The organism is Sporomusa sp. KB1 (genome assembly GCF_007830295.1).
Classification (GTDB): Bacteria; Bacillota; Negativicutes; order Sporomusales; family Sporomusaceae; genus Sporomusa.
Map to the genome: position 1 here is coordinate 364,929 of NZ_VLKC01000002.1, position 22,670 is coordinate 387,598.

General features: G+C 42.1%; 24 protein-coding genes. 1 reads left to right on the forward strand and 23 read right to left on the reverse strand.

What is annotated here, in order from left to right:
- Positions 1 to 15: 15 nt before the first annotated feature.
- The 16 genes from SALPA_RS30170 to SALPA_RS05550 form a co-directional block, all read right to left on the reverse strand.
- Positions 16 to 171, reverse strand: a complete 156-nt coding sequence (locus SALPA_RS30170; protein WP_222427882.1) for a hypothetical protein — start codon at positions 169 to 171, stop codon at positions 16 to 18.
- 47 nt (positions 172 to 218) lie between these two features.
- Positions 219 to 2,498, reverse strand: a complete 2,280-nt coding sequence (locus tag SALPA_RS05480; protein ID WP_145090699.1) for a glycosyltransferase — start codon at positions 2,496 to 2,498, stop codon at positions 219 to 221.
- A 69-nt stretch (positions 2,499 to 2,567) separates the two neighbouring features.
- On the reverse strand, positions 2,568 to 4,625 hold the full coding sequence (locus tag SALPA_RS05485; protein WP_145090702.1) for a glycosyltransferase: 2,058 nt from the start codon (positions 4,623 to 4,625) through the stop codon (positions 2,568 to 2,570).
- Between the two features lie 173 nt (positions 4,626 to 4,798).
- On the reverse strand, positions 4,799 to 6,304 hold the full coding sequence (locus tag SALPA_RS32415; protein ID WP_145090704.1) for a flagellin: 1,506 nt from the start codon (positions 6,302 to 6,304) through the stop codon (positions 4,799 to 4,801).
- 354 nt (positions 6,305 to 6,658) lie between these two features.
- The gene (locus SALPA_RS05495) at positions 6,659 to 6,988 is read right to left on the reverse strand and encodes a hypothetical protein (RefSeq protein WP_145090706.1); all 330 of its coding nucleotides are present in this window, start codon (positions 6,986 to 6,988) and stop codon (positions 6,659 to 6,661) included.
- A gap of 1 nt (position 6,989) precedes the next feature.
- Positions 6,990 to 7,382 (reverse strand): flagellar export chaperone FliS, encoded by a 393-nt coding sequence (fliS, locus tag SALPA_RS05500; RefSeq protein ID WP_145090709.1) that lies wholly within the window; start codon positions 7,380 to 7,382, stop codon positions 6,990 to 6,992.
- A gap of 51 nt (positions 7,383 to 7,433) precedes the next feature.
- Positions 7,434 to 9,284 (reverse strand): flagellar filament capping protein FliD, encoded by a 1,851-nt coding sequence (gene fliD, locus SALPA_RS05505; protein ID WP_145090712.1) that lies wholly within the window; start codon positions 9,282 to 9,284, stop codon positions 7,434 to 7,436.
- Between the two features lie 32 nt (positions 9,285 to 9,316).
- Positions 9,317 to 9,715, reverse strand: a complete 399-nt coding sequence (locus SALPA_RS05510; RefSeq protein WP_145090715.1) for a flagellar protein FlaG — start codon at positions 9,713 to 9,715, stop codon at positions 9,317 to 9,319.
- A gap of 67 nt (positions 9,716 to 9,782) precedes the next feature.
- Entirely contained in the window at positions 9,783 to 10,019 is a 237-nt protein-coding gene (gene csrA, locus SALPA_RS05515; protein WP_145090718.1) for a carbon storage regulator CsrA, read from the reverse strand.
- A gap of 1 nt (position 10,020) precedes the next feature.
- Positions 10,021 to 10,479: a flagellar assembly protein FliW gene (fliW, locus tag SALPA_RS05520; protein ID WP_145090721.1), complete on the reverse strand. Its 459-nt coding sequence runs from the start codon at positions 10,477 to 10,479 to the stop codon at positions 10,021 to 10,023.
- 25 nt (positions 10,480 to 10,504) lie between these two features.
- Positions 10,505 to 11,065: a DUF6470 family protein gene (locus tag SALPA_RS05525; protein ID WP_145090724.1), complete on the reverse strand. Its 561-nt coding sequence runs from the start codon at positions 11,063 to 11,065 to the stop codon at positions 10,505 to 10,507.
- Between the two features lie 22 nt (positions 11,066 to 11,087).
- Entirely contained in the window at positions 11,088 to 13,016 is a 1,929-nt protein-coding gene (gene flgL, locus SALPA_RS05530) for a flagellar hook-associated protein FlgL (RefSeq protein WP_145090727.1), read from the reverse strand.
- 16 nt (positions 13,017 to 13,032) lie between these two features.
- Positions 13,033 to 15,156: a flagellar hook-associated protein FlgK gene (gene flgK, locus SALPA_RS05535; RefSeq protein ID WP_145090730.1), complete on the reverse strand. Its 2,124-nt coding sequence runs from the start codon at positions 15,154 to 15,156 to the stop codon at positions 13,033 to 13,035.
- Between the two features lie 11 nt (positions 15,157 to 15,167).
- Positions 15,168 to 15,668, reverse strand: a complete 501-nt coding sequence (locus SALPA_RS05540) for a flagellar protein FlgN (RefSeq protein ID WP_145090733.1) — start codon at positions 15,666 to 15,668, stop codon at positions 15,168 to 15,170.
- Positions 15,669 to 15,679: 11 nt separating this feature from the next.
- Positions 15,680 to 15,979 carry a flagellar biosynthesis anti-sigma factor FlgM gene (gene flgM / locus SALPA_RS05545; protein WP_145090736.1) on the reverse strand — a complete coding sequence of 100 codons (300 nt, stop codon included), beginning with the start codon at positions 15,977 to 15,979 and terminating at the stop codon, positions 15,680 to 15,682.
- Positions 15,980 to 16,084: 105 nt separating this feature from the next.
- Complete coding sequence (locus SALPA_RS05550) at positions 16,085 to 16,486, reverse strand: flagellar protein (RefSeq protein ID WP_145090741.1); 402 nt, start codon at positions 16,484 to 16,486, stop codon at positions 16,085 to 16,087.
- Between the two features lie 283 nt (positions 16,487 to 16,769).
- On the opposite strand from SALPA_RS05550, the gene SALPA_RS05555 reads away from it, so the two are divergent.
- Positions 16,770 to 17,372, forward strand: a complete 603-nt coding sequence (locus SALPA_RS05555) for an HD-GYP domain-containing protein (protein ID WP_145090744.1) — start codon at positions 16,770 to 16,772, stop codon at positions 17,370 to 17,372.
- Between the two features lie 50 nt (positions 17,373 to 17,422).
- Here SALPA_RS05555 and SALPA_RS05560 read toward each other — a convergent pair whose 3' ends face one another.
- From SALPA_RS05560 to SALPA_RS05590, 7 genes are all read right to left on the reverse strand, one after another.
- Positions 17,423 to 17,731: a hypothetical protein gene (locus tag SALPA_RS05560; RefSeq protein WP_145090747.1), complete on the reverse strand. Its 309-nt coding sequence runs from the start codon at positions 17,729 to 17,731 to the stop codon at positions 17,423 to 17,425.
- Between the two features lie 60 nt (positions 17,732 to 17,791).
- Positions 17,792 to 18,448: a ComF family protein gene (locus tag SALPA_RS05565; RefSeq protein WP_145090750.1), complete on the reverse strand. Its 657-nt coding sequence runs from the start codon at positions 18,446 to 18,448 to the stop codon at positions 17,792 to 17,794.
- On the reverse strand, positions 18,442 to 20,637 hold the full coding sequence (locus SALPA_RS05570; protein WP_145101754.1) for an ATP-dependent RecD-like DNA helicase: 2,196 nt from the start codon (positions 20,635 to 20,637) through the stop codon (positions 18,442 to 18,444). The genes SALPA_RS05565 and SALPA_RS05570 overlap by 7 nt, the downstream gene beginning before the upstream one ends.
- A gap of 564 nt (positions 20,638 to 21,201) precedes the next feature.
- Positions 21,202 to 21,345, reverse strand: coding sequence for a YvrJ family protein (locus SALPA_RS05575; protein ID WP_021169200.1), 144 nt, complete (start codon positions 21,343 to 21,345; stop codon positions 21,202 to 21,204).
- A gap of 86 nt (positions 21,346 to 21,431) precedes the next feature.
- Complete coding sequence (locus SALPA_RS05580; protein WP_145090753.1) at positions 21,432 to 21,644, reverse strand: DUF2922 domain-containing protein; 213 nt, start codon at positions 21,642 to 21,644, stop codon at positions 21,432 to 21,434.
- A 78-nt stretch (positions 21,645 to 21,722) separates the two neighbouring features.
- Positions 21,723 to 21,947, reverse strand: a complete 225-nt coding sequence (locus SALPA_RS05585; protein ID WP_145090756.1) for a DUF1659 domain-containing protein — start codon at positions 21,945 to 21,947, stop codon at positions 21,723 to 21,725.
- A gap of 46 nt (positions 21,948 to 21,993) precedes the next feature.
- Positions 21,994 to 22,596, reverse strand: a complete 603-nt coding sequence (locus SALPA_RS05590; RefSeq protein ID WP_145090759.1) for an RNA polymerase sigma factor — start codon at positions 22,594 to 22,596, stop codon at positions 21,994 to 21,996.
- Positions 22,597 to 22,670 lie beyond the last annotated feature (74 nt).

The window sequence follows — 22,670 nt, forward strand, 5'->3', positions numbered from 1 at the left end:
ATCGTCACACTTCTTTCACTTGATCTTGCTGCCTCTCATAATCCTGTCCGCAACCGGCACAATGGACTTGACTAGTAACGAGACATAAACATTGTCATCAGCTTGTCCACTATTCTCCAGGCCAAACAGCTCATCACAACCCTCTGCCATGCGGATACAAACGGGAATCATGTTAAAAGCCGAATTACTTATACCTCTTTCAACTTTAAATTGCTATTTCAAAGTTTATTTATTAGTTCTTTCAAATCATTAACACACCTACTATTGAAAATACATTTCTCTTGCAAAATAGATAACTCTTCTTTAATAAGCTCATCTTTACCCCAAATATCACTAAGTTTTGCTAATTTATATTGCTTCATATTCACCTTTTTTCTGATGACTAATAATTTTTCTGATAAACCAAATTCTTTATCAATTAATAATTGCCTTTCTTTATTTATTAAATATTTACACAACAGTTTCTTTTCTTTATCATGCAATTCATTATTGGAAAATATATATGATATTGCATTAAATATACTTATTACAGTATCTTGATTCTTATCAATAAGTTGTTTATCAAATGGATAATTCATGAAAAATGCTACAGGAATTATTTGCACCAACTCTAAACCATTTGCTTTTAATATATTATCAACATAATTTTTATCTCTAAAAATAACATGTGGCGATTCGCTTTTAGTATTCAAAACACTTATTGGGTCAAGCAAAATACAAGTACCATCATCTTTTAATGATTTAGATATATTAGCAATAGTAGCCTTATAATTCTCCTCATTTGTTATATGTAATAAAACATCTGCTGCAAATATTAAATCATACTGTTCATTATAATAATCTGCTTGCGATATATCACCATTAATAAATTTAAATTTTCTATATTTCCCGCTCAATTCGTTAATTGATTTTTCTGCTATATCTATGGCTTTATAAGATATTACCTTGAGATCGTAGAAATATTTTGTAAAGATGCCTATTCCAGGACCCAATTCTAACACCTTTAAATTCCTACAATTCTTAAAAGTATTCTTAATAACATAATCAAGAATATCTAGACGATTTTTATATAAGTATTCATTATATAATCTTCCCAATCCAATATATCCTACTCCTTCGATGTCAAATTTACTATTCAATCTATGATTCCAATAATCTTTATAATCAAAGTGTTGCGTACTTTTTTTATCGTCGCCTACTTCCACTTCTTTTATATTTTTTTTAATTTGTAACAGTTGCTTTTCTAATGAATAGTTTTCTTTAATGAAGTTTCTATATTCTTTTGAATCATACTCGCCTTCAATAACATTTTTTACAGCCTCATCTATGGTATTCCAAATATACTTATGGGGATATATTGTCTTAGCACCAACAAAATTATGAATGATAGGCTTTATACCTTTTGTCATCGCTTGCATAACACTAATATTCTGCGACTCTAAAACACTAGTGCATAATATATAATCTTTATCTTCAAGCCATTTATCTAAATTATCCTGCCATCCTTGGTATAGGATGCTACTCTCTAACTTAAACTCTTTAATCATCTGCTTAAAATACAATACATATCTAGCATCCTGAAAAGTCCCTGCTATATATAGTTTAAACCGTGGATCTTGATTATGTATTGCTCTGAAAGCATGCAACAAAAGCATTGGACCTTTCTTATAGTTAATGAATCCAACATATGCAATATTAAAACCTTTCGTTCTATTTCTAAAATTATATTTACTTAAATCCATACCATTAGGAATTACAACTGTTTGATCTTTACGTATAGATTTTGTGTTTTCCAAAACAAATTTCCTAATATGTTCTGCAACAAAAATTACCTTGTCCACGTTTTCCCATAAAACATTCTTAGTGTAATCAGTAAAAGCCTCATAGCTATGAAGACGACAAATAAGCGTCTTTTCTTTTGCTAATTTTAACTTGCTACCATAGCTAACTAATTCATCACACCATTCAAACCAACAGATATCAGCCCATTCCATCCCCTCGTTAATTTGTTTATAATCATTGACTTTCACAAACCGCGTCTCATACTCTTTGGACATTTCTAAAACAATGTCATCTACAAAGCTGTTTATTGTGCTTTTAATAAAAAATATTAATCGTGGCTTAACTATCACTTTCCCTTTTAATACATTTAGGCTGTCATCGATTTTCCCGGAAAATTCAGGTTCATTACACCATTTTTTTGCTTGCATATAATAGTTATATGCAACAGAATAATTTTCTAATTTTTCATTTACCGATCCCATAGCAAACAATAGGTCAAAATTATTACTGTCCTTTTCAAGTCCTTTAGCTAAAAATAACAACGCGTTTTCTGACTGGTTTTCCTGAATTGCAATAGACGCTTTAAGCGCATATATATCTATATCCTCCGGAGCAATAGCCTCATATTGCCCTATTAGCTCTAAAGCCGCTTTGTTTCTTCCTTGCGCAATAATGGCTTTAACATTATCTTTGATTTGCTTTTTAATATTTTCCATTCTACCTTCCATTTCCTTAAATCAAGACTTTATTTCTCTTCAATAAATTTCATAATTATAGTAACGCTATTAATTCAAAAATATCTGGGATTCAAATAGAAGAACTTCAATATCATTAGGAACAATAGTTCTATATTCCTGGATTATTTTTTTCGCTTGATCTAACTGGTTATTTGTAATCAATTGCTTGATGGTACCTTTCACCTGTTGCTTATATTGTTCAAACTCGTTTTGCTCAGTTTGCTTGGATTCTTGCACTTCCTTCAATAATATCTCAATTCCACGCTTCATACCGGGAAAAGCCTCTAACGCCTGGCGTAAAAACTGTAAGTATTTTGCCTGAGAACTTTCTCTATGAATTGATGCGTGATACATATTAAGCAAAAATACTTCTTCGTCATTCTTCACGTCATAGACCATATTATTATCTAGGATGTAGGTGCTATATATAAATTGCAGATATAAAATACCCTCCTCAAGATATCTATCAAATACAAATTTATATTCAGCATCCTCCAATTTATTAATCAATAAAACGTAGCGGTATAATGCTTTATGCAACTTATGTTCAGATAGATTATTTTTACATTCACTGTTTTGTAAATAATCATATATTTTTTCACTCAAATCATCATACTTCCTTGAAAGCTGATCAAATAAGCAATTAATCCAAATTTCTTTAAAATTTATAAATAATTTTTCTAAAGGATAATGCCATTTTAGTAAATAATACAGTATCCCACTACAGTATAAGGGCAACGTCGAAAAGTCAATATTTTGAATTCTATTAACTGTTTCATTAGAAAAAGCACCAGCTTCATCTTCAATAAGCAACCGGCAATATAATCCATACTCATCGGCAATATCAGTAAACACAACCGCTACTTGGCGCTCCGTTTCCTGGTTAACTTGATTTTGGCTTACTGTTTCTGATAGTTTTTCATAAAATATGCTACGCCATTCCTCTTTAATAGTATTATAATAAGTGCGCAAACTCTGGTATTTTTTCATTTTTACATATAGAAAAATTATATTTCCCATGTTTTCCAGAATTAATTTTTCCGAAGATAACTTTTCCGCACAATATAAAGCTTGTTCATAATCTTCTGTATGCTTATACAAATTAACTAAGTTATAGTATGCAAGTTCCTGATTATTCAAGGTATATTCCACAACAGACAAATTTTTATCCAGCTCATCATACCTTGCCAGCAAATCCAAATAATTGTTGTAATTCTCAATTGCTTCCTTGCATTTACTCAGTATAGCCTGAGCTTCCGCCAAATGAAAATAAATATCAATACAACTTCTATTTATTGTAAGACACTCCAAACAACATTCTTCTACTTTCTGATAATTAGCGGCAAGTTTATATACTAATGCCCTATGAGTAAGGACATATATATATTTAGACTGGTTTTGCTGTTTCTGTTTACAAAAAAGCTGGTATGCTTTCTCAATGCTCTCAATGGCTTCATTTATATCTTTATGCATTGCATAACTTGCTGATAATTGATACCAATAGTAGATATTATCCGGATTTTTTTCCAGCTCTTTTTTTAAAATAGTACCTGTACGATTGAACTTTTTATCCATTAATTCCTTATCATCCGACATATAACCATAATGAACAAATGACGCACCGAGTTGCGTTGCTTTTCCTTTAAATTTTTGCTGATTATGCACTGCGCCTTCGTAATGAAAATAGCCATCATTTTTAAATAGACGCAACGTGGAAAAAATAGTATAATGATCAGCTGTATTTTTTTGGGTGATATTCTTACAAGTTAGTGCTGCGGCCCCATAATCTTTACTGCCCTCCGAAAGTAAAAAATCAATTATTGGCTGTGTTTCTTGCAGCTCTTCATCGGCGTCAATTACTAGAAACCATTCGCCTTTAGCATAGCTAATAGTTATATTGCGCATTTCAGAAAAATGATTATTCCACTTATGATAATACACTCTATCCGTATATTGTTTCGCTATTGCCACAGTATTGTCTTCGGACCCAGTATCCACAATAATCAATTCAGAATCTATAGCATCGCGAATGGGCTGCAGGCTTATCAGGCATCGTTCCAGATTGTTCTCTTCATTTTTCACCATCATACCTATGCTCAGTTTCATAAGGACAACCTCCTGTGTTACATATAAAAGTAAATATAGATTATACACAGAACTTCACAATTACCGCATAAATTCTTCAACAGCTAAAGTTTTCTGTATAATTTACATTTAATGTATATGGAATGGATTTAAAAGAGACTCTGGATAATCCAGAGTCTCTTTTAACTTGTCTATTAACCTTGTAACAATTGAAGTACTGACTGAGGCTGTTGATTGGCTTTGGCCAGCATTGCGGTAGCAGCCTGTTGAAGTATATTGTTCTTTTGGTAATTCATCATTTCCGAAGACATATCTACATCGCGAATACGGGATTCAGATGCAGTGATGTTTTCATTGGAAGTGTTCAAGTTGTCAATCGTATTGGTTAAGCGGTTTTGATACGCACCAATTTGTGAGCGCTGTTGTGAAACAGCATTAATTGCTTTATCAATAGTAGTAATTGCAGCATCAGCGCTTTTCTGAGTGCTTACGTCAATACCAGCTTCAGCGGTTGCGTTAGTCGTTACTTGACCCGCATTAACCGTAGCAGCTTTCGAATCAGTATGATCAACGTTAAATGTCAGTGTGTCACCACTGGTCGATCCCATCATCGTATCGTAGTCAAACTTCAAATTAACTGACTCGCCTGACAAGCCATCGCCAACCGTTATCGAAGTATCACCTTTATGTGCATCAATAGATGCTCCAATATTATTGGTACCGTCTGTTAATTGTAAAGTGGTCTTGGAAGCCGTTGCTTTAAAGCTATAGGTATCACCGACTGTCCATTTATCACCGCTAGCAGCTGTAGTCATCTCTAATCTCAAGCCATCAATGGTAACACCTTTACCAGTTGTGAAATCGCCATTAACAGTAGTCCAGCTTACGCCATTGTCGGTAGAGTAGGATATGGAAGTTACACTGTTAGTGGCGGCGGTACTGTCAACAGCAGCCACTTTGACCTGATAATTGGTATCAACAGTGCCAGTAAAGGCTTCATCGCTGGTACCAGCAATAACAAGCGTAGCAGCATTAGTAGCAGTTTGAATGTTAGTAGTAACCGTACCGGCAGCAGCAGCACTAGTTGTAACCGTTACTTCATAGCCGGCAGCTGCTTTCATTCCTCTAGACACGGAAGTTATACTTAAACCAGTCGATTTCGGATCAACACTGGATGCAATCGCCACATGGCCAGCCACACCAAGTGTTTGAGCATCCATTGCAGTAACGGAAACCTTGAGATTCTGACCGGCATTAGCACCAATGTGGAAAGTATCGCTTAGGCCACCAGCCAACAGGTTCTGAGTATTGAACTCGGTTGTGTTGGAAATACGAGTAATTTCTTTAGCCAACTGGTCAACTTCAGATTGGATTTTTTGGCGATCATCAGAAGTGTTGGTGTCAGAAGCGGATTGCACAGCCAGCTCGCGCATTCTTTGCAGGATGCTATGAGTTTGGTCTAGGCCACCTTCTGCGGTTTGCAGTAAAGAGATACCATCTTGGGCGTTGGCAGAAGCTTGTTTCAAGCCGCTGATCTGGCCTCTCATTTTTTCGGAGATAGCAAGACCTGCTGCATCATCAGAAGCACCGTTGATGCGTAAGCCTGTGGAAAGCTTTTGTAGAGATTTGTTAGTAGCGGAGTTGTTTTTTCCTAGCGCATTAAGGGTATTCTGTGCGGATAGATTATGATTGATAATCATTGTTATATTCCTCCCTGATTTTTAATATTCGGGCGTCCTTGCCCAAATTTATTTACTGTAGTACTCTGTCTCTCACACCGGCCGGTTGTGAGTACAGAGTACTTTTGTAACCTCATTAATAATATCGTAAGGGATAGGGAATTTATTAATAGATAATTTAACATTTTTCCAATATTTTTTGTCGATATTTATAATTTATAGTATTATTTTTAGATTGGAATGAAGACACGTGGGAATGGTAAAGCGAGATTGCCACACTACGCTCGCAACGACCAGGAGAAAGGTCTAGTTCTCTCCCTGTTCACTACGAATGGAACTGCGGCAATCTCGCTTTTACTAATCTTTCAGCCTTGCTTAGGTCTTATCATTGATAAAACTCCCAGCAACATTCATTCTACCTTCATACGCCTGGGACACGTCTTCCTGTTTTTTTAACCTGTTGAAAGCGATATGAAACTGAATCATCATCTTCTGATTCTCTTGTTGGACTTGCAATAGAAGGCTTTTCCCTTCAGTTGACGCATAATAATCGTTGTCTGCCAATTTTTCTAAGATAATCTGCAGTTTCTCTCGTTGTTCCACTAGAGACAAGAAGATGTCTAAATCCTGTTTGAATAGAAATTTTTTCATTTCCCGAGTTAGGAAAAGATAATCCTGCCACTTGGCATACAACTCAGTAACCATATCAATTACCGGCAGCTCTGTCTAAGCGCACTTGCTTCATAGCCTGCACCCAAGTGTCCCGAAACTCTGTTAGCAATTTTTCGGCCTGCTCAAGTTGTTCTGTGTCCTTTTTGATATTCCCCTGAACCAGGCAATGCAAGATGTATTCATCCAACAGCAACCAGTTTTTTGAAATTTCATAACTGGTATCGGTTGTGAGCATAAGTTCACGAACTATATTTTGCGCACGGATATTGGCATGATGCGATTTTTCCAGATTTTTTTGCTCAAGCGCCTGAATGCTTTCTTTGACGAAACGGATAGCGCCGTTGTATAGCATCAGTGTCAATTCTTCCGGCGATGCGGTCATAATTTGTTGTCGTTTGTAAGCATTCGCTGTATTAGCAGCATTCATGACAGTGCCTCCCTATGTCTTATCAAATATCTGTGAGTACTTAGGAAAGTATTAGCTACTGGTACCTAACAAGGAGGTCACATAACTGCTTTGTTGACTGATTTTGCTGAGCGCTTCTTCCATTGCATTAAATTTGGTATAATACTGGTTTTCCATTGCAATCAGTTTTTTGTTCAGTGCGGTCAGTTGTGTCGTATATTCTTTGTATTGTTTACCAAGTACACTGGTAATATCGGTTTTTGTACTCGCCGTAATACCTGCTTGCTTGACAATACCATCAGAAGCTGTTTTCAGCATTGCACTTAGCTTTACGGCAATACCGTCATTTTTGTCTGTAGCGCTGTCTGTGCCAAAAATTTTGTAGACGATATCCGGATCTTCCTGCAATGCGGCTTTTAGTTTGTCTTCGTCAAGATATAACTTACCATTTTCTGTATAGTCTACACTGGTACTAATTCCGAGACTTGAGGCACTAGTGTATTTACCGGTTAACCCGGGAACCTTGCTAGCAAAGACATTGCGCATAGAGTTGGCTAGTGTCTGCAACGTAGAATCATTGTGCAGTAAACCGGTCTTAACTTTTTCTGTCCATATTTTTTCGTCATCATCACTCATTGCCTCTTTTTGGTCATCAGTCAACGGCATATAGTCGGTATCCCTTTTTTCGCTGACTTTCGTATTTATGGAGCTGAGGATGGTATTATAGTCTTCAATAAACTTCTTGACACTGCTGACAATTTTGTCAGTATCGGTTTGAATGCCAATAGTTGAAGTCCCGGTAGACTGAAGATTGTAGGTTACACCAGCAACAGTAAATTTGTTGGTAGTTTGCGTCATGGTTGTGCCGTCCAGCTTGAATTCAGCATCTTGTCCTTGTTGCTTGACTGATAATTTCAGCTGGTTATTTAAAAAGCTAATACCCGCATAATCACTACCTGTTAGGCTTAACTCCTCACCATCGTTCTTAGCTTTTAAGGTGAATTTCCCTGTTGTAGTATCAATTTGAGCATCTGCAATAGAATTTCCGCTACTGTCTTTAATCGCATTGATCTTAGCTATGATAGAGTCCATGGTATCTGTTGAAGTATCTACTGCAATGGTTGACGTAGTAGTTCCATCCGATATTTTTAAATTGAAGCTGCCTGTTAAACCTGAAAAGGCTGTTTGCAGGGAAGACGCTTTATTAGCAGCTGTAATCCCCGTATCTGCACTACTCGTAATCCCAGTGCTGCCGATATTGCCAAAGACCCCCATTTTCAAGCTATTGTTTAAAAAATTTAGGCCTCCCAGTCCGGTGCCGGTATAATCTATGCCGGTTTCCGAACCAGTGCCATTGGTGTACAGGTAAAACCGATCTTGGGTAGTATCATAGGCAGCTGTGACACCGGCCCCCGACTTATTGATATTGCTAACCAAATCATTAATACTTTGTGTGGAACTAACTGTAATGTCCTTGCCATTAATCTTAATATTAAATGAACCGTTAATACCAAACTGGCTAGCTAATGTATTTTTACTAGTACCGGTAGTAATCTTTTCCGTACTGCTTTGCGTTACACCGCTGGCAAGCTGCGATACTTTGAGTGTATGGTTAACATTAATCGCATCGCCACTGGCCGTAACTGACGCTACCGAGCTGTTGCTGGATGTTACACTTTTAGCCGCCAGCGTGCTCTTCATTCCAAAATTGAATACTTTATCATTGCGGAACGTATTAATACTGGTATACAGCGTATTATAGGCTTCTTTTTTCCATTCTACCAGCGTCTGCTTCTGTGTCATCTTGGTATAAGGCTGCCGTGCAGCTGTCATTAGCTTTTCAACCATGGCGTCTACGTCCATCCCTGACCCGCTCAATCCATATACACGGTTAGCACTACTCCCGCTTACACTACTTGTCATCCATGACAACCTCCTTTTATTACACTATGAAACTATATTTTTTGGTCAATCAGCGCACCGACAAGGTCATGAATTTTGGCCACCACATCTAATATCTCTCTGGGAGGCGCTTCTTTAAGTACTTTTTGCGATTTAATATCCACAATTTGCACTATCAGTCTGTCCGTTTTTTGGTGTAGAACAAATTTTAGATTGGTATTGAGATACTGCATGAAATCATTTAGACCATCAGTGATGTTTTCCAGTTTCTCTGTGCTGAGATCAGCATCTCCCGTTTTTCCCAATTCTTCAGACACCTGGGAACTGCTACTGTTTTTTACTGACCATTCATCCTGTGGCATAACCTGTGGCATAACCTGTGGTATATTATTCGGGCTAACAGCCAGCGCAACTCCTGTAGTCGCATAGCTGCTGGTACTCTTAATTTCCATTAGATGTTCGCCTCCGTGCGCTTTGATACTTTCCTTTATATGTATATCGTCACATACAGGAAAATACTTAAGGTTTCCTTACCTTAATATCCTTTAATACATCTAAAATACCATCTTTCGCCGGTACTGCGGCCTGCCTATTTTCAACTACAATAGCATCATACAGCTCGCCGCGATATATTTTTATCTCCTTGGGTGCTTCAATGGCCAAACGAATGTTTTCGCCTTTGATATCAACAATGGTAATGACAATATTGTCGTCAATGACAATTCTTTCGCCTGCTTTCCGGGTGAGTGCCAACATGTCACTTACCCTCCTTACCCGGCTGTTTGACAAAGCCGTTTGGGAATAGGCGGTGGCGGGTGGTATAAATCGTTTTTTCCAATACCAGCTGGATAGCAATGCGTTTTTTGGTGTTGACGATAACCGGAGCTAGCAAATTGACAGTCATTTCTTCCGGATTGTCAGGTACCCTGACAATATTAAAAATATGCGGCCGATTAGCATCAGTAAGTCCCAGTTCACTTTCAATCTGGTCACCCAGGACAAACTCGTAGTCTTGGAAAAAAACAAAAGGATCTACCACTATAAAGGTCAGATCTGGCTCGGCCAGTGATTGCAAAAAAGCAAAGGGATTATCTGGTTCGGAAGGCAGATAAGCAAATTCCTGCTCCTGCGGGAAACCTGGTAATCCATGGGGAAAATGAATCTTACTATCTTCAGGAACCTCTATGTCTCCAAATCGTGTTGAACGAATTAGCATAATGCACTCCTCGCATAATTTTCTACTATACCTGAATATCTACTCTACTATCGACAAACCGATAGCTCACGTTAGGATATTGCAGCATAGCTAAATCGACGGTACCCCGTTGCAGCTCTCCAGCTACCGTGCCTTGTTCCAGACCAATGTTTACCCGCCCTGGTACAACCCTGATCTCTGCTTCATGCGGCGTGACCCTGATGGATGGTTCAGCAACACTGGCAATGGAGAGTTCCAGCGGTGTTGGATCCATTGACGCCTTAGCCAGTTGAGCTAACGGGTTGCCTTTGTTCTCGATCTCGGATAGCATTACGCCTTCACTGGCAATTTTACCAATAGCCGCATAGACGGTCTGCATGCCTTTACGAGCGTTATCACGATCAAAATCCATATTATTTTTTATACCGCGAGAGTAATCACTGGGGTAATTATCAATGACAAGTTCAGCCGCCGGTTGATGAATCTCTAACTGCAATGGCTGGGAGGATATCTGCACCTTTGGATCGTTAATCTGCAAATAGAGCATCGGGTCTGTGATGGTAAGCCTGGCTTTTACGTCCTGTTGGCTAACTCTGACTTGAAACATGATTATCCTCCCTTTCAAAACATTAGCTCAAGAAGTCTACCAAAGAAGTCGGCATAATGCGTCCCCCCACCGCCAGGGCACTGCGGTATATATTTTGAGCTGTATTAAAATCAGTAATCGTCTTTGCCATATCAATGTCTTCTGTATTAGCTATATCTGTCTGAATAACGGTATTCTGATTTAGCAACATATTGTACGCCATTTCGTACATCGACATCCGCGCACCGAGGTTTGTTTGCGCTTTTAGCTGCAGGCTGTGGTCGTCACTCACATATTGAGTTGCCACACTTGAAAGCCAGGTAATATCCGGCCCTTTCCCCTGGGGCAAGTCAAAGGAATACGCGTCATGAATCTTGTTGTCCTGATCTGCTGTGATTGTCATGGTTAAACCGCTTGGTGTTGAGCCGCTTGGCAGGTTAATAACGGTAGCTGCGCCGGTAGTTGTAATAAAGGCACTTGCCTTAGCCGTAACCGTATATGTATCACCAGATTTATTGGCTGTATTTGTGGGGATGTGCAGAATCGCTCCATTTGCTAATTGGATATTAGCAGTCGAGGAAGATTTTCCCGTATCGGTATCTGTGGTAACGTCATAAATAATTGTTTGAGCTACTCCATTTATTTTTGCACCGGTTATTTTTCCATTTTCATCTACTGCAGTTATTTCTACGGTGTTATCCGGAAAAGCAATCGCACTGAGATTGCCTGTCACTGCCGCCGCACTGCCGGAAGAATTTGTCTGCGTCACATCATAATTGCTCAAACTAGTCCAGGTGCTGCCACCGTCGCTGGAATAGGATGCCGCCATTACCTGGCCCGAACTGTCGATACCGTCAATCCGAACACTATTAGGAACGGATTCTGTATTCGTTGCCGTACCTGTTATTGCGGCAGTGCCACCGCTGGTGTTACTTTGAGCAACAGCGAAAGCGTCTTGCGGTACGCGGAAGGAGTAGACATCAGCGTGGATAACGCCGTTGGCATCTGCCGTTGCACTCTTGTTATTTGTACTATCGGCAATACTAAAGGTTACACCATCTGCAAAGACTATCTTCGCAGGGTTATTTGCGGTATTAATATAAGGTTTAGTAGTAGGATTTGCCGTATTATCGACCGGTATATCAGTCCATTCGCTACCATCTTTGGAATAAGCTACGGAAGTTACGTGACCAGTGACAGCATCAGCAGTTTTTATTTTTATATCGTAATCAGCATAACCTGCACCAGTATACTTTCCACCAACTGTGCCAGTACCGCCAGTTGCATTTGTCTGAGCCACCGTAGATGTTTTACATAACTCATTTTTGATTTCCAGCAGGTGATTAAGTACACTCAATGTCTTCTGACCGTAAGTATACTCTGCAGGACCAAATACATCAGTACCGGTAAGATTGACACTGTCCTGGGTGGGATTAACCGCTCCTGCCTGTATGGGCATCGAGATACGGCCATCATCACCGTTATATATCACAACTTCTTTAGTTAAGTCAGAATTAGGATCTTTTATAGTCGTGCGTACAAATGGCTGTGTCGAATCACTTTGCCCGGCGAATAAATATCTGTCACCGATTTTGGTATTACCAAGTGATACGACTTGATTAATTAAGCCGTCGATTTGTTTACCTATGGCGTTTAATGCATCAGTCGGTTTGGTATCATCGGCACTAACCACCAGCTCTTTTATCTTAATCATGACCGAACTTAAATCAGACATAACTCCATCGGTGTTTTGCATCCAAGACTGCGCATCCTGCAGGTTTTGCGTATATTGTTCATTCAGCACCTGACTGGTTTTATAAGTTAAATCACGCACAGTCTTGACCGGATCGTCGGACGGACGATGCAGCGCTTTGCCGTCTGAGAGCTGCTCTTGAAGAGTATTCTGCGTTTCCATGGAATTATTGAGACTGCGCAGAAAGTTGTATCTCATCATATTACTGGAAATTCTCAAATTAATTCACCTCGTTTTATCGGCCCACTACGCCGGTGCCGTTAATCAGTTTATCAAGCATTTCATCCATTGTGGTCAGCACCCGCGCGGCGGCGTTATAGCCTTTTTGAAACTTAATCATATAGGTCATTTCTTCGTCCAAATTGACGCCGGAAATGGACTCCCGCCAATTGACGATCTGGTCAACCAAGGTTTGCTGGTTGTCTGCGGTATTCTGGGCATTTTGGCTGTGTGAACCTAATGTACCAATTAAAGAGGAGTAGTAACCATCAAGTGACGAATTGCCAAGCGTTCCAGAAGTGTCGGTCTTCAAACGTTTTCCTATGAGCACAGCATTATCACCGCTAGCTACATTGCCTTTGGATACGGTGAAGGAGTACTGTGTCCCTGCCGCATTCGCCGTAGCAGTGGCTATATTCATCGTAAGTTTAACGCCATTGACTGTAAAAGCAAATGTTTTGGTACTGCTATTATACGTTGCATCTGTCAACCAGGTAGTGCCATTGTCAGTAGAATATTTGACAGCAGTAACTGTTCCTTTAGCAAGCGTACCTGTTCCATCAGCAACTGTTGTTGGCTGTACAAGTACAGAAGTAGCCACATCCCCGTTTGTATAGGTGCCTTCGGCTTTGACAATACTCGCCTCGCCAATACTTGCAAGACTCTTTTGAATAGTAAAATTGCTATCCGCGCTATGGTTGTTTAAGGTAAAGCTATATGTGTCATCTACTTGGTTCGCACTACCATTTTCCAAATACATATCAACAGTAAGACCATTAATACTCAATTGTCCATGGTTGCCAGTAACCGTACTGGAAGTCCAGTTTGTGCCGCCATCAGTTGAATACTTAACACTTGTGATATTTGGTGGTGTGGATGAGTCAATACTATCAACCTTAACCACAACCGATGTATCTGTAGTCCCCAATGTATAGCTGCCTGTAGCAAACACAGTAGCCTTACTGCCTGCCGCATTACTCTGCACAACACCAATACTACTCCCGGACGACTTTGCTGCAATCTTAGCCGTGCCACCAGCCACAAACAACTCCGAATTTACCGCAAGGGCTTTAAGCCAGTCATTGGCAGTAAATTTGTCGGTGGCGTTGGATGAATAGTCTATTGTTGCTTCACCAAAGAAATTATTTCCTGTCGAGTTATCAGTACCATAGCCGCTGCGATGCACAGCATTAAAGTCCTGCAATAAGAATTGACTCATACTGCTGAGGCTGTTTAAATACATTTTCACACCAGACTGCTCGGATTTTTGCATATCTAGCAAGCTTTTGATTTCACCATCAGTAAAATTCAGTTGCTGGTCTGAACCCTTAACTTTAATTGTTTTAATGATATAATCCGGATAGTCCTTATCCGGAGTCTCTTCTGTTGTCAAAACAGCACTCCCGGTACTGTCCACCAAGGTTGTGCCGCCTGATTGTATGGTATATGTACCGTTAGCATTTTCGTATATCCGGACATCCACCTGTTTGGAAAGCTGATCTACCAGGTAATCGCGTCTATCCCGCAAATCGTTGGCATGATCAATGCCTCCTACTTCGACTGTGGCAATCTGTTTGTTTAGAGTATATATTTCAGAAGTAATCTGATTAATCTTCTTTACATTAAGATCAATTGCAGAATTGATATCAGTACCCATTGCTTTCAGTTGTTTGGTTGCAAGCTGAATAGCGTTAGCCAGTTGCACACCGCGTTCGCGCACTGTGGTGCGGGTGCCATCATCAGAAGCATTCGTTGATAATGTCTGCCAGGAATCCCAGAAGGAATTCAAGATCGACTGCATTCCGGTATCACTAACCTCGCCAAAGATACTCTCGATCTTGGACAAATACGTCTCGGTGCTTTGGGCATTGCTAAGAGTGGAAGTTTCTTGCCACATTTGTTTATCAATATAACTGTTTCTTGCCCGAACCACTGATTGCACCTCTACACCAGTTCCAATCTGAAAGCTACCGCCATTCGCATAAATGGTCTGGGGCGCAGTGGCTGATAAATTAACGTTTTGCCGTGAATACCCTTCCGTACTGGCATTGGAAATATTATGTCCTACGGTATCAAGGCCGGTCTGCTGCCCATATAGACCAAGTACCACTGTGTTTAAACCACTAAAGGTGGATCGCATTGTATCAACTCCTATACTTTCTGATCAATAAAGGTTCTGGCCTGCGCCGGCTTACTTGGCTGACCCTGTGGAGCATAAATGGGGTCAGCGGCATGTTGGGCCAAAATATTGATATTAAAATTAGTAAAGTTCATGGCTTGCTGAAGAAGCTTGGTATTTGCCTCATTGAGCGCGGAAAGATCAGTTACTATCGCGCTTAATTTATCCGAAATCTGAGCAAATCGTTCAGCGTCCTCACTATTGGCCAATACCTTAATCTGCGTTAACGTTAATGTTTCACAGTTAAGATTATGCGCAGTAATAATTTCTTTGATTATATTCTCCCGTACCTTTTCGATCTTAGTGATCTGCAGAATCAAAACCTCTTCCTGCTTGGTAATGAGTTCAAGTTCTTTAGGGTTACCGCCTGAGACCAAAACACCGCGCTTATTTTGGCTAAGTTTTACTATGCCCTGATACATACTAATTAGTTCCAGTAACAGGCTAATCAGCCTGTCGAGCTTTTCTTTCACAACATCCTCCCCTAGCGCCAGTTAGTTGGCAGCGAGTATCCTAGTATTTTTTCAGCAACTGCCTGCGAATCCACTCGATAGTTGCCAGCAGCAATTTTGTCCGCAAGTTCTTTTACCACCTCTTCACGTACTTCAGGCATTGCCTTGATTTTTTGCAGATATTGCCCGAATTCCTGCGCCTGAGAGGATAAGACGACTTCATCAGGCTGCTGCTTGGAAGCTGTTTTTTCAATCTTATCGTTTTTACCAATTTTATTTTGGTCACCATATGCCTTAACTACACTTTTGACCCCTTGGCTTGGAGTAATCATTTCCTGCACCTCACAAACTCTCGCATTTCTTTCTAGATATTATATCGAAAAAAATAGCAAGGATATTAAATCCCTGCTATAAATATTTTTATAATATTTTAAATCCTATTCTTTATCGATAATATTTCCATACATCCGTGACCGGTTTTTGGGCGAAATCGAATGCTGTTCATGCTCTTGGTGCCGTTCATCGGTTTTTATCTGGTCCAGGATATTTTTGCTGCATTTATCACATAGGCGGCCCACAGCAATTAAAGTGCCACAGGTTTCGCAGGGATAGGAAATAGCACTGCCCATTATGCGTCCACTATGAAGCAGTCGCAGGATTATCTTGTGCTTAACCCCAGTGGCCTGGTGAATTTCTTCTAACGTAGCTTTGTCTACATCCCGCAGATACTCTACTACCGTTTCCGCATCTTCTTCTTGTCGGCGATAACAGTCCGGACAAATTCTCGCTGCATTTTCAACATAAAGCTTTCCACATTCCGAACAATTCGTAAGTCCCATGAATATCCCCCCTTTTTCCATATAGACTGCAATAGAGAATAGCTGCTTCCTAGCGAATATTCTATATTGCACTAATATAATTATCGTTATTATATAGTATTTTAGCTTTATAGCCTAGGCCTTTAGACTCATTTCTTCAATAATAAACTTTTTTTTATTTCATTAGGCAGGATTATGACGGTTTTTAGCTAATTAACAATATTGCTAATTTAACGGTTTTTACGATTACGGAAACCAGACAAGGTCAATCCATGTACTGGTCTCCAACGAAAGGCAGTTTGTAGTGTATATGCTAACGCTCATGCAGGACCCGGAAGTTTATGCGGACGATACGGAAACATTCAACGGTGTTTTTGCCACTTTTATGCAGCTTATTCAACTAAAAAATGCAAAGTTATTTCTCCACAGTCATCAGGTAGCCAATTATGCGGTCAGTGTTGCTGCTAAGATGCGCCTGCCGCGGGAAGAAATTGAGCGCATCCGTTTGGCCGCACTCTTACATGATGTGGGGCATATTACTGTACCCAATCAGGTGTTAGCCAAGGTTCCTTATTTGTCTACCCGCGAGATGAGTGTATTCAAAAATCACTGCAATGCCGGCAGCTACATGTTGGAAAATATCCCTTTCTGCCAGGAGCTTATTCCGTATATTCGTTTTCACCATGAACGGTTTGATGGTACAGGTTACCCTAAGCGGCTAAAAGGTGTGAATATTCCGCTTGGTGCGCGTATTATTGCTGTGGCCAATCACTATGACCGCTTTATCAACCCCTGCACGCAGAACTGGGTCAAGACTAAGGATGAAGCCGTCGGCGAGCTCTTGAGTCTGTCTGGCATGGCATTTGATCCTGAGGTCGTGCGGGCATTTATTGATGCATTAGGATAGGTTGGAAATTATTTCATGTAAAAAAACAACCGGCACATTGGCCGGGGTAACTACTTGACCGCTTTTAATTGGTGAATGGCTGCTTTCGGCTGAAATAGGCGATTGTTAAGCAGGTCAAACTTAGCATTTAATTCAGTAACATCCTCTTTTGTGGCAGCTCGTCCAGTAAGTACATCCAGATTATGGCCGATGTTGTGAAGCTGAGCATTAACTTCTTCTGAGTTATGCCGGAGAGCCTGAATAAAGCGGCTATTCTCTATCTGCTGACCTTCGATGTTAGTAACGGTTGTTCTAATTTCAGCGATATCTTCTTTAAGCTGTTGCTGGCCTTCTAAGAGCTGTCTTAATAAGTTTTCCATTACCAACACCTTCTTTTAACACTATTATATCCTGCTAAAGACAGAATGGGCAATAGTAAATTATCTTGCCCCGCTCGCTAGTGCCAGTCCCTTCACTGCTACTGCGCCAGCTTTCTTCAATACCCTGGCACATTCCTCCATGGTTAGGCCACTGGTAAAGATGTCATCCACCAATAGAATGTGTTTTCCAGTTATAAGCTCTGGGCGCGTTACAGCAAACGCGCCTTTGATGTTTTTCCGGCGTTCTTTAAGGGTAAGTTCCCATTGCGGTACAGTAGGTCTGGTACGATCAAGCGCTTCTGTCCAGATAAGTTTTTGGCGTGCTGCCCAAGGTTTAAAGACCAGCGCCGTCTGATTAAAGCCGCGTTCTTTGATGCGTTCAGCATGCAGTGGTACAGCTACAATAACATCTATGTCCGCATACCTGCCGCAGACTATGGCATAATCGAGCAGTTGACTCAGTTTAGTGGCCTGCCTGGTCATACGGCGGAATTTCATGTCCCGTATCAGACGCTGGACTGGGCCGGTATAGTCGGTGACTGTCAGACACTCGTCCAGCCACCGGAGATTGTGGAGCGCCAAAGCCACCTGACGGGGCTTGGAAACCTGGGCAATACAGGTTGAACACCAGCCGGTTCCCTCCGCCCAGGCATGGCAAGCTGGACAGCGCTGGGGGAAGAGCAAAGCAAGCAGTGCCGCCCACCAATCTTTTAACATAGACTCTCGCCCCGCAAACGTTCTGCCAGCAGCGAATAGCGTCTGCGGGTTCGGTCACTCCTGACTGCCGTATTGAGCGCCGCACGCGTTCCTAGCAAAATGACGCGTTCTTTAGCCCTTGTTACTGCTGTATACAGCAGATTGCGCTGCAGCATGATATGATGGCCAGGCGTAAGCGGCATAACGACAACAGGGTATTCACTACCCTGGCTTTTGTGGACACTCATAGCATAGGCCAGCGTCAGTTCGTCATACTCGCCTTTATCATACACAACATCCTCTTCAGGGTAACGAACAAGCACTTTGCCATCAGCAATGGCCAAAATAAAACCAATATCACCGTTAAAGACCCGCTTGGTATAGTTGTTGCGAATTTGCATAACCTTATCGCCCTCGCGTAATACCTGATTGACACCCTGCAGGTAATCCTTGCCCTCAACCGGAGGATTGAGAGCCGCCTGCAGCAACCGGTTGAGATTCTCGACTCCGCACGGCTGGCGGTGCATAGGAGATAACACCTGGACATCGCGCCGGCTGTCAAAGCCCTCTTGCGCCAACTCATTTTGGCATAGCTCAACAATGGCCTGAGCCGCCGCCTCACTGCCTTCCAGTTCGCGAAATTGAAAATCAAGGCTGCCATATTCGGGTAGGCGTCCCCGGTTAATCCGGTGGGCATTAAGTACAATCATGCTTTCGCCAGCCTGCCGGAATACTTCGGTCAGCCGAACTACTGGAATGGCAGCTGAGCGGATAATATCCTTCAGCACCGAGCCTGGGCCAACTGCCGGCAGCTGGTCAACATCACCGACCAGCACTACCCGGCATCCGTCCGGCACAGCCTGCAGAAAGCAACTCATCAAAACCATATCCATCATTGAAGTTTCATCAACAATGACAACATCGGCATCCAGCGGATTATCTTCGCCCCTGGCAAACAGGGGGTCCTCCTCCATACCGCCTCCGGCTTCCAGCAGCCGATGAATGGTCGCGGCCTCCCGCCCTGTTGTCTCAGCCAGCCGTTTGGCCGCCCGACCGGTAGGCGCACCTAACACAATTTTAAAACCCTGCTGTTCCAGTAAAGCCAAGATTCCTTTAACAGTCGTCGTCTTGCCTGTTCCGGGCCCGCCGGTCAGCACCAGCACGCCATAAGTCAGTGCCGCTGCCAGAGCATCACGCTGCGCCACTGCCAGGGTAACCCCCGCCGCCGCCTCCCAAGCATCAACCAGCGCCTGGCTGTCGATATCGTCAATAGGCTTGGCCTTGTCCTTGAGCCTGAGCAGCCGTTCGGTGACCTGCTTTTCGGCCCGGTACAGATAGCGGGGATATACTAAGGTCATGCCATGAAAATCCTCAGTATATAGCTTGCCTAACCGGATTTGCTCACTGACGACATTAGCAATCTCAGCGGCATCAATTTGTAAAAGTTTGGCGGTTTCAGCAGTTAGTGTTTCTGCCGGCACACAGCAATGACCTGCCTGCCCGGTCATGAGCAAAGCAAACTGTACACCTGCCGCCAAACGCGATGGGTGTCCCCGGTCAAAACCTACCGCCATGGCAATTTGGTCAGCAATACGAAAGCCAATGCCTTTTACCTCTTCGGCCAAACGGTAGGGATCAGCCTCCACTATGGCTACCGAGTCAGAACCATAGCAGGCAAAAATCCGGGCCGCGTAAGCGCCGCTGACCCCGTGCATTTCCAGATATAGCATAACCTCTTTGAGCTCAGACTGCTCAGCAAAGGATTTGCGGATTTGCTCCACCTTCTTGCTGCCAATCCCCTCAATTTCCGTCAGCCGGTGCGGCGACAACTCGATAATCTCCAGAGTACGCAAACCAAAATGCCTGACCAGCCGGTCCGCCATGGCCGGACCAATTCCTTTAATGGCCCCAGAAGCCAAGAAACGTTCAATCCCCTTCTCTGAGGTTGGCGCAATACGACGGCAGCTGACAGCCTTAAACTGCCGTCCATAACGGGCATGCTCCACCCACTCCCCGGTTAACGTGACTTGTTCACCAACTAAAGGGGGTGGAAAATTGCCAGTTACAGCCACTATGCCGCTTTCACTGCCAGGCTTAAGACGAAATACCGTAAAACTGCCATCTACGGCCTGAAATGTTATATTTTCAACAGTACCTTCTAGTTTATTCTCCACTATTCTACTCCCAATACACAGGATATATCCAAACATAAGTTCCTGTTTCTTTATTCGCAGCAACACAGATAAACTCCTGCCAACTTTTTTTCTTAACAAGCAGGATTTTTCTCATAAATGTAGTACATAATACATAACTGTAGAATTTACTACAATGATTTACAAATTGTGAGGCATAAACTGTGAAAGAAAATATGTACACCTATCATTACTTTCAAAACCGTATCATAGAACGCCCGTCTCGTTTCCCTGATTTTATATTCCACATCGTACTTTTATCCTCAACTATGTATATTGCTGCTACTCTTTATTTTGTCCGCTAAGAAGACAATTCTTAAATGATACGCGAGAAAGACCCTGTTTACCACTCTGATAAACAGGGTCTTTCTCTTTGCGCTTCAGCCTTCAACAAAAATGAGCAACGAGTGTACTCTATGAGACACCCCAATGAGCAAATAGAAGACTACCCATTATTTGAATAACCTGCATATACCGCCGAGCGGTACGTTCGGTAGTGATATACGTCAGTTATGTATCAGCCATAGTTACCAAAATTACCAAATAACTGCAAGCTGAAATCACGCTAACCTTATTCTTATGTTACAGTCTTTCCGCGATTATCTTCGCCAAGTCGTTAATGCTGGCTACTAACTTTTCTAATCTTCCCTCCATACGTACCAACAGGTAGGCGGCTACTACCATCGGAAAGCCGTAGCTGGAAGCATAGTTAAGCAACTGTTCCACAGCGCTCCCTCCTTTTCAAAGACGATGCTTAACTTATAGCGAGAAAGCGCCCCGACCTAAGCCAGAGCGCTCCCCCCTTAGTGCCTTTACACCAAGGCCACCGTATCCAGGCTGCGAATGCGGGCTTCTACTACTTCTGCCAGCCCACTGCCTTTGATCTCAAAGATGTTTTTGGCAACAATATCTTGCATCACGATTTTCGCTTGCGCCAACGTCAGATCGTCTTTGGGATCAGCCACACTGATGGTGGTCTCATTACCTGCGCTGGTGCGAAACACCATTTCCAGGGTCTTAGCCATGCTTATTCCTCCTTTCTGCGCTTTATATAGCACAAGTACTGAGCTTAGCGAGCGAAACAATCTCGCCGTCAGCTGGTATTACTGGTTAACGAGGTTATTCAAATCTTGCCGAACAATGTCCACCAGCGTATTTTTCTGCAGACTAGCCAAACCCTCAGCAACTGCGAAAATATCGCTATCCGATGCGGCTGCTTTGACATTTGCGAATGTACGGGACCGGTAAACCGGATCGCCGCTGGCATTCACACCTGTCTGCACCTTAAGAACCAGCTTGACACTTTGCGGTACTTTAACTACTGCCATTTGCTCACCCCCTTTATACTCGCATACATTCCGGGGAGTTGAGTTTTTAAATGGAGAGGTAGATGGAATTTTTCCTTAATTCCTTTTTAAGCCGGGCTAATCCCCGCTGGCGCAAGCTATATACCGCCTGGGGCGAAACTCCGAGCTCTGCTGCCACATCAGCTAAACGTGCTTCACCTAACATAGTCTTTACTATGGCTATCTGCTGCTTGGCAGGCAAGGTGGCTAAGACTTCGCAAACGGCGGCGGTAGTCAACCGCGCCTCGACCTCAGTCTCCACGTCGCAAGCAGCAGCCAGGGTTTCCAGCCAACTGAGCGCTGCCTTCTCCTCGTCACCGGTACTGCCTCTGTCCAGCGGCATTTCCTGCTGCCAGCGCCGACGTTCCCGCTTAAATAGATTCCACACCGCATATTTGACCCGGCTCTCGACATAGCCGGCAAACCGGACACCAGCAGTCTGATCATAGCTCTGTACTGCCGCCGCCACTGCCAGCCACCCTTCAGCTATGGCGTCTTCTTTTATCCCTTTCAAATGCGGCTGATTGGCATATTTTTTTACTAAACCAGTAAACCGCTGACAAACCTCCGCAAATGCCGCCCCGCCCGCTCTTTCGGTCTGAGCTTTTATAACCAGCTGTTCCAAATTCATTATCCTCACCTGTCGGCGAGGAACCGGTTCCTCTGTATTAGCGCTTGCAGTAAGAATAGCATCCCGGATAAAAG

Coding starts and splice junctions, on each gene's coding strand:
- fliW (WP_145090721.1), bottom strand. CDS start 10,479: ATGCTAATTCGTTCAACACGATTTGGAGACATAGAGGTTCCTGAAGAT.
- SALPA_RS05495 (WP_145090706.1), bottom strand. CDS start 6,988: ATGGTTACTGAGTTGTATGCCAAGTGGCAGGATTATCTTTTCCTAACT.
- SALPA_RS05550 (WP_145090741.1), bottom strand. CDS start 16,486: ATGGGACTTACGAATTGTTCGGAATGTGGAAAGCTTTATGTTGAAAAT.
- SALPA_RS05525 (WP_145090724.1), bottom strand. CDS start 11,065: ATGTTTCAAGTCAGAGTTAGCCAACAGGACGTAAAAGCCAGGCTTACC.
- SALPA_RS05570 (WP_145101754.1), bottom strand. CDS start 20,637: ATGTTTGGATATATCCTGTGTATTGGGAGTAGAATAGTGGAGAATAAA.
- csrA (WP_145090718.1), bottom strand. CDS start 10,019: ATGTTGGCACTCACCCGGAAAGCAGGCGAAAGAATTGTCATTGACGAC.
- fliD (WP_145090712.1), bottom strand. CDS start 9,284: ATGACAAGTAGTGTAAGCGGGAGTAGTGCTAACCGTGTATATGGATTG.
- SALPA_RS05560 (WP_145090747.1), bottom strand. CDS start 17,731: ATGGAAAACTTATTAAGACAGCTCTTAGAAGGCCAGCAACAGCTTAAA.
- SALPA_RS05485 (WP_145090702.1), bottom strand. CDS start 4,625: ATGAAACTGAGCATAGGTATGATGGTGAAAAATGAAGAGAACAATCTG.
- SALPA_RS05585 (WP_145090756.1), bottom strand. CDS start 21,947: ATGGCAGTAGTTAAAGTACCGCAAAGTGTCAAGCTGGTTCTTAAGGTG.
- flgM (WP_145090736.1), bottom strand. CDS start 15,979: ATGATTACTCCAAGCCAAGGGGTCAAAAGTGTAGTTAAGGCATATGGT.
- SALPA_RS05510 (WP_145090715.1), bottom strand. CDS start 9,715: ATGGAAATTAAGAGTACCAGCAGCTATGCGACTACAGGAGTTGCGCTG.
- SALPA_RS32415 (WP_145090704.1), bottom strand. CDS start 6,304: ATGATTATCAATCATAATCTATCCGCACAGAATACCCTTAATGCGCTA.
- SALPA_RS05590 (WP_145090759.1), bottom strand. CDS start 22,596: ATGAATTTGGAACAGCTGGTTATAAAAGCTCAGACCGAAAGAGCGGGC.
- fliS (WP_145090709.1), bottom strand. CDS start 7,382: ATGAATGCTGCTAATACAGCGAATGCTTACAAACGACAACAAATTATG.
- SALPA_RS05480 (WP_145090699.1), bottom strand. CDS start 2,498: ATGGAAAATATTAAAAAGCAAATCAAAGATAATGTTAAAGCCATTATT.
- SALPA_RS05565 (WP_145090750.1), bottom strand. CDS start 18,448: ATGTTAAAAGATTGGTGGGCGGCACTGCTTGCTTTGCTCTTCCCCCAG.
- SALPA_RS30170 (WP_222427882.1), bottom strand. CDS start 171: ATGATTCCCGTTTGTATCCGCATGGCAGAGGGTTGTGATGAGCTGTTT.
- flgK (WP_145090730.1), bottom strand. CDS start 15,156: ATGCGATCCACCTTTAGTGGTTTAAACACAGTGGTACTTGGTCTATAT.
- SALPA_RS05580 (WP_145090753.1), bottom strand. CDS start 21,644: ATGGCTAAGACCCTGGAAATGGTGTTTCGCACCAGCGCAGGTAATGAG.